Source organism: Streptomyces sp. NPDC045899 (assembly GCF_056431485.1).
This window is the reverse complement of sequence record NZ_JBWKKP010000034.1, coordinates 69,357-75,398: the sequence shown is the minus strand read 5'-3', so window position 1 is coordinate 75,398 and position 6,042 is coordinate 69,357. Positions and strand designations below refer to the sequence as shown.

The window sequence follows — 6,042 nt, the reverse complement described above, 5'->3', positions numbered from 1 at the left end:
CTTCGGCGAACCAGGAATCACATCCGACGGCTGCGCATGAGCGGGTATACGCTCGGCCGCCCCACCCTCCATGGCGTCCTTCTGCGTCACGCGATCGTTCCTTTTCCGCCGACGCTGCCGCCGTCCACCCGGCAGCCGTCACCCGGCTTCGGGTCGTCCGGCGCCGAAACGCCTCTGTCATGCACGGACACTGATCCGCTCCCCCCTGTACACCGACGGCGCACCCGCCCGTCGACCGCTCCGATCGAGCCATCGAGGCCATTGCCGCAGTCTCACCCGGAACAGGACGCCAATACCGTCCTGTTGGTTTCGCCGCAGGTCGTGGCGCAGCACACATCCGCGGACCGTGCCGACGGCTTCCTTCGCACCGGTCCGGCGGATGTCCGAACGTCGATCCCTCGCTCCGGGTTCCCGGGTGCTCGACGGGGCGCTCCCGGGGATGTGGTCATGGCGGAAAATCATGCAAGCATGCTTGATTGTTTCTCTCGGTGCTGCCACGCTCACTCCCGACGCCCGCACGACACCCCCCGACGACGGGAGCCACGCGTGTCCGATACGGAAGCCCTGCTCGGCGATCTGCGCGCCGAGGGGGACGAGGTGGACGGTCTGGTCGCCGGGCTCGACGACACGGGGTGGCGGACCCCGACCCCCGCGCCCGGCTGGACCGTCGCGCACCAGATCGCCCACCTCGCCTGGACCGACGAACGCGCCGCGCAGGCCGCGCTCGATCCGGACGGGTTCGCGGAGGAGGTGCGCAAGGCACGGGCGGCACCGGGCGGGTTCGTGGACGAGGGCGCGGAACAGGGCGCCGCACTGCCGCCCGCGGAACTGCTGCGGCGCTGGCGGGACGGGCGCGAACGGCTGTGCCGGACGCTCGCCCAGGTACCCCCGGGCGCCCGGCTGCCCTGGTACGGGCCGCCGATGAGCGTGAAGTCCATGGCCACCGGACGGCTGATGGAGACCTGGGCCCATGGACAGGACGTCGCCGACGCCCTCGGCGCCCGCCGCGCCCCCACCGCCCGGCTGCGCCATGTGGCGCTGATCGGGGTCCGGGCGCGGGGCTACGCGTACGCGGCGCGCGGACTGGAGCCGCCCGCCGAGGAGTTCCGGGTCGAACTCACCGCCCCCGACGGCGGGGTGTGGACCTTCGGACCCGAGGACGCCGCACAGCGGGTGACCGGGGACGCCCTCGGCTTCTGTCTGCTGGTCACCCAGCGCGCCCACCGCGCCGACGTGGCCGTGACCGCGCACGGCCCGGACGCCGACCGCTGGCTGGACATCGCCCAGGCGTTCGCCGGACCGCCCGGAAAGGGCCGCCTGCCGGGCGGGGGTGCCGCATGACCGCGCCGCTCCGCATCGGCAACTCCTCCGGTTTCTACGGCGACCGGTTCGACGCCGTCCACGAGATGCTCACCGGCGGCCCTCTGGACGTCCTCACCGGTGACTACCTCGCCGAGCTGACCATGCTCATCCTCGGCCGCGACCGGATGAAGGACCCGGCCCGCGGGTACGCGGGCACCTTCCTGCGGCAGTTGGAGAACACCCTCGGCCTCGCCGTCCAGCGCGGCGTACGGCTGGTCACCAACGCGGGCGGGCTCAACCCGGCCGCCCTCGCCGACGACATCCGCGCCCTCGCCGACAAGCTGGGCATCACCGTGCGCGTCGGCCATGTCGAGGGCGACGATCTGCTCGCCACCCGCGACTGGGGCCCCGGTGTGCTCACCGCCAACGCCTATCTCGGGGGCGCCGGGATCGCCGCCTGCCTCCGCGGCGGCGCGGACGTGGTCGTCACCGGACGCGTCACCGACGCCGCCCTCGTCACCGGCCCGGCCGCCGCCCACTTCGGCTGGGCCGCCGACGACTGGGACGCGCTGGCCGGGGCGGTCGTCGCCGGACACGTCCTGGAGTGCGGCACCCAGGCCACCGGTGGCAACTACGCCTTCTTCACCGACCACGACATCCGCCGCCCCGGCTTCCCGCTCGCCGAGATCGCCGCGGACGGCTCCTGCGTGATCACCAAACACCCGGGCACCGGCGGCGCCGTGACCACCGGCACCGTCACCGCCCAGCTCCTCTACGAGACCGCGGGCGCCCGCTACGCGGGCCCCGACGTCACCGCCCGCCTCGACACCGTCCGGCTCACCCCCGACGGCCCCGACCGGGTGCGGATCGACGGCGTACGCGGCGAGGCGCCGCCGCCGACCCTCAAGACCGGGCTCACCCGCCTCGGCGGCCACCGCAACGAGGTGGTCTTCGTCCTCACCGGCCTGGACATCGAGGCCAAGGCCGCGCTCGTACAGAGCCAGCTGGACGCCGCGCTCGCCCGCCGCCGCCCCGCCGAGGTGCGCTGGACCCTGGCGCGTACCGACCACCCCGACGCCGCGGGACAGGAGGAGGCCAGCGCCCTGCTGCGGCTCGTCGTCCGCGACCGGGACCCCGACACCGTCGGCCGCGCGGTCAGCGCCGCCGCCGTCGAACTGGCCCTCGCCAGCTACCCCGGCTTCCACGTCACCGCCCCGCCCGGGAAAGCCTCCCCCTACGGCGTGTTCGAGGCGGTGGCGACCCCCGCCGACGCCGTCACCCACACCGCCGTCCTCCCTGACGGCACCCGTACGGCCATCCCCCCGGCGCCCGGCAGCCAGGCCCTCGCCCCCGTCGGCGAACCCGACCTGCCACCACCGCTCCCTTCCGGCCCCACCCGCCGCGCCCCCCTCGGGGCCGTCGCCGGGGCCCGCAGCGGCGACAAGGGCGGCAGCGCCAACATCGGCGTCTGGGCCCGCACCGAGGACGCCTGGCGCTGGCTCGCCCACACCCTCACCACCGAGCGGCTGCGCGCGCTGCTGCCCGAGACGGCCGGGCTGCCCGTCACCCGCCACACCCTGCCCAACCTGCGCGCCCTGAACTTCACCGTGGACGGTCTGCTCGGCGAAGGCGTCGCCGCCCAGGCCCGCTTCGACCCGCAGGCCAAAGCCGTCGGCGAATGGCTGCGCTCACGCCACCTGGACATACCGGAGGTACTGCTTTGACTGCTCTTCTGCCCGAGGGCGGGAGATTCCTGGCTCAGGCTGCCTCCCGGACCGGCGGCCCGGGAGGTCTTACGCCCTCGACACCAGCCGGGTTCAGACCAGCCCGGACGAGCATCACGCGGGCGGAGTTCTTGTCCCTTGGGGATACGACTCCACACACGGCGCAGGTGTAGGTACGTTCGGAAAGAGGTAGTGCGTGCTTGGTTCTCGCTCCGCACCGGGCGCAGTCCATGGTGGTGTGCGCAGGGTGCACAAGCCGGATATCCCGCTCGTGCTTGCGGCCCATCTCGATCAGAGCCGCCTTTGTGGCGCCGATGGCGGCATCGGCAGCTTTGCGCGCCATCGACGTGCTGGCCAGGAACGCCGGGCGGAAGTCCTCCACCGCCACCACGTCATGGTCACGGACCACCTTCTTGGCCCACTTGCGGGCCGTGTCCTGCCGCTGTCGGGCGATCTTCTTGTGCAGCTTCGCCGCGTGCCGCCTGGCTCTGCGGTAGCCCTTCGACGGCGACCTGCCCTTCGGCGGGCGGCGGCGGGCCATCATCCGCTGGTAACGGCCCAGTTTCGCCATGACCTTCCGGCCGTGTTCGGCATGGGGAAGGTCGTGCGCGTCGGATGTGGTGGTGGCGGTCTCCTTCACGCCCCAGTCCACACCCAGCACGCAACCAGTTGTGCCAAGGGGCTCGACCTGGGCGGGGACGACGAACGAGGCGTACCAATCGCCAACACCGTCTCGAAAGACGCGCACGCTGGAAGGGCCTGCCGGAAGCTCGCGCGACCACACCACCGCCACCACGACGCCGCCTGCCAGGTGCAGGCGCCCGCCTCTCAGGCGGAAGCCGCGCCGGGTGTAGTTCAGGGTCGGATCGGCGTCCCGCTTCCTCTTCCAGCGGGGCATCCCCGCCCGGCGGTGCATGGGAAGTCGATCTTTGATGTCCTTCAGTGCCTTCGCGCGGGATCTGCCGAAGTCCCGTATGAGCTGCTGCTGAGGAACCGAGGAGCCCTCCCGCAGCCATGGGGTGGTGCGGCGGGCCTCGGTCAGCATCGCGTCGAGCCCCGCCGGTCCGCACATCTCACCGTCCCGGTGGGCCTTCTTCGAGCGGGCAACGCACTCATTCCACACCCACCGGCACCGACCCCACTCTGCCTCGAGCGTCGCACGGGCGCCAGCGGACACGCGAAGCCGGTAGGTCCACCGGGCGTACCCGGTGCCTGCGCTGGTCTTCGATCCCGCCGTCATGACCACCAATCTAACTGTGAGGTACGACAGTTGAGTGTCCCTGGAGGTGGCCTGCCCCGGAGCGGTGCGAGGTGGATGCCGAACCGCCCTAACGGCAATTCTGCCCTCCCGGCCCTGTTCCGCAGGAATCCGATTCCACCCCACTCTGAAGGCTCAAGCATCCTGGGAGGGAACTAGTGACCGTGCTCGCGTCCGCGCTCGACCCCGGCGGCGCCGACTACACGGCCCACCGCGAGGCGATGCTCGCCAAGCTCGGCGAACTCGACGCCGAGCACCACAAGGCGCTGGCCGGCGGCGGTGAGAAGTACGTCGCCCGGCACCGCAAGCGCGGCAAGCTCCTCGCCCGTGAGCGGATCGAGCTGCTCCTCGACCCCGACACCCCGTTCCTCGAGCTCTCCCCGCTCGCCGCCTGGGGCAGCGACTACCCCGTCGGCGCCTCCCTCGTCACCGGTATCGGCGTCATCTCCGGTGTCGAATGCGTGATCAGCGCCAACGACCCCACCGTGCGCGGCGGCGCCAGCAACCCCTGGACCCTGAAGAAGTCCCTGCGCGCCCATGAGATCGCCCACGTCAACCGGCTCCCCGTGGTCAGCCTCGTGGAATCCGGCGGCGCCGATCTCCCCAGCCAGAAGGAGATCTTCATCCCGGGCGGTGCGCTCTTCCGCGACCTCACCCGGCTCTCCGCCGCCGGAATCCCCACCATCTCCGTGGTCTTCGGCAACTCCACCGCCGGCGGTGCGTACGTCCCCGGGATGTCCGATCACGTGATCATGGTCAAGGAGCGCTCCAAGGTGTTCCTCGGCGGCCCGCCGCTGGTCAAGATGGCCACCGGAGAGGAGAGCGACGACGAGTCGCTCGGCGGTGCCGAGATGCACGCCCGCACCTCCGGCCTCGCCGACTACTTCGCCACCGACGAGCCCGACGCCCTGCGCCAGGCCCGCCGCGTCGTCGCCCGCCTCAACTGGCGCAAGGCGCACCCCGACCCGGGCCCCGCCGAACCGCCCGAGTACGACGCCGAGGAACTCCTCGGTATCGTCCCCGGCGACCTCAAGGTCCCCTTCGACCCCCGTGAGGTCATCGCCCGTATCGTCGACGGCTCCGACTTCGACGAGTTCAAGCCCCGCTACGGCACCAGCCTCACCACCGGCTGGGCCGGTCTCCACGGCTACCCCCTCGGCATCCTCGCCAACGCCCAGGGCGTGCTCTTCAGCGAGGAGTCCCAGAAGGCCGCCCAGTTCATCCAGCTCGCCAACCAGCGCGACATCCCGCTGCTGTTCCTGCACAACACCACCGGCTACATGGTCGGCCGCGAGTACGAGCAGGGCGGGATCATCAAACACGGCGCCATGATGATCAACGCCGTATCCAACTCCCGCGTGCCGCACCTGTCCGTACTCATCGGTGCCTCCTACGGCGCCGGTCACTACGGCATGTGCGGCCGGGCCTACGACCCCCGCTTCCTCTTCGCCTGGCCCAGCGCCAAGTCCGCCGTCATGGGGCCGCAGCAGCTCGCGGGCGTCCTGTCCATCGTCGCCCGGCAGTCCGCCGCCGCCAAGGGACAGCCCTACGACGAGGAGGCCGACGCCGGGCTGCGCGCCATGGTCGAGCAGCAGATCGAGTCCGAGTCCCTGCCCATGTTCCTCTCCGGGCGGCTCTACGACGACGGCGTCATCGACCCCCGCGACACCCGTACCGTGCTCGGCCTCTGCCTGTCCGCCATCCACACCGCACCGGTCGAAGGCGCACGCGGCTTCGGCGTCTTCCGGATGTGAGGAA

At 71.8% G+C, this 6,042-nt stretch carries 4 protein-coding genes; 3 read left to right on the top strand and 1 reads right to left on the bottom strand.

Annotated features, from left to right (window positions below; all coding sequences use genetic code 11):
* Positions 1–546: 546 nt before the first annotated feature.
* Together AC07FT_RS33435 and AC07FT_RS33430 are read left to right on the top strand one after the other, a co-directional pair.
* Entirely contained in the window at positions 547–1,341 is a 795-nt protein-coding gene (locus AC07FT_RS33435; protein WP_479179833.1) for a TIGR03084 family metal-binding protein, read from the top strand.
* Positions 1,338–3,026 (top strand): acyclic terpene utilization AtuA family protein, encoded by a 1,689-nt coding sequence (locus AC07FT_RS33430; protein ID WP_479179832.1) that lies wholly within the window; start codon positions 1,338–1,340, stop codon positions 3,024–3,026. Before AC07FT_RS33435 ends, AC07FT_RS33430 begins: the two co-directional genes overlap by 4 nt.
* A 34-nt stretch (positions 3,027–3,060) precedes the next feature.
* Here AC07FT_RS33430 and AC07FT_RS33425 read toward each other — a convergent pair whose 3' ends face one another.
* Positions 3,061–4,266 (bottom strand): RNA-guided endonuclease InsQ/TnpB family protein, encoded by a 1,206-nt coding sequence (locus tag AC07FT_RS33425; RefSeq protein WP_479179830.1) that lies wholly within the window; start codon positions 4,264–4,266, stop codon positions 3,061–3,063.
* A gap of 176 nt (positions 4,267–4,442) precedes the next feature.
* Between AC07FT_RS33425 and AC07FT_RS33420 the strand changes: the two genes are divergently transcribed.
* Positions 4,443–6,038 (top strand): acyl-CoA carboxylase subunit beta, encoded by a 1,596-nt coding sequence (locus AC07FT_RS33420; RefSeq protein ID WP_479179829.1) that lies wholly within the window; start codon positions 4,443–4,445, stop codon positions 6,036–6,038.
* Positions 6,039–6,042 lie beyond the last annotated feature (4 nt).

Excerpts from the sequence above, each read along its gene's own strand:
- AC07FT_RS33430 (WP_479179832.1), top strand. The coding sequence starts at position 1,338 with ATGACCGCGCCGCTCCGCATCGGCAACTCCTCCGGTTTCTACGGCGAC.
- AC07FT_RS33425 (WP_479179830.1), bottom strand. The coding sequence starts at position 4,266 with ATGACGGCGGGATCGAAGACCAGCGCAGGCACCGGGTACGCCCGGTGG.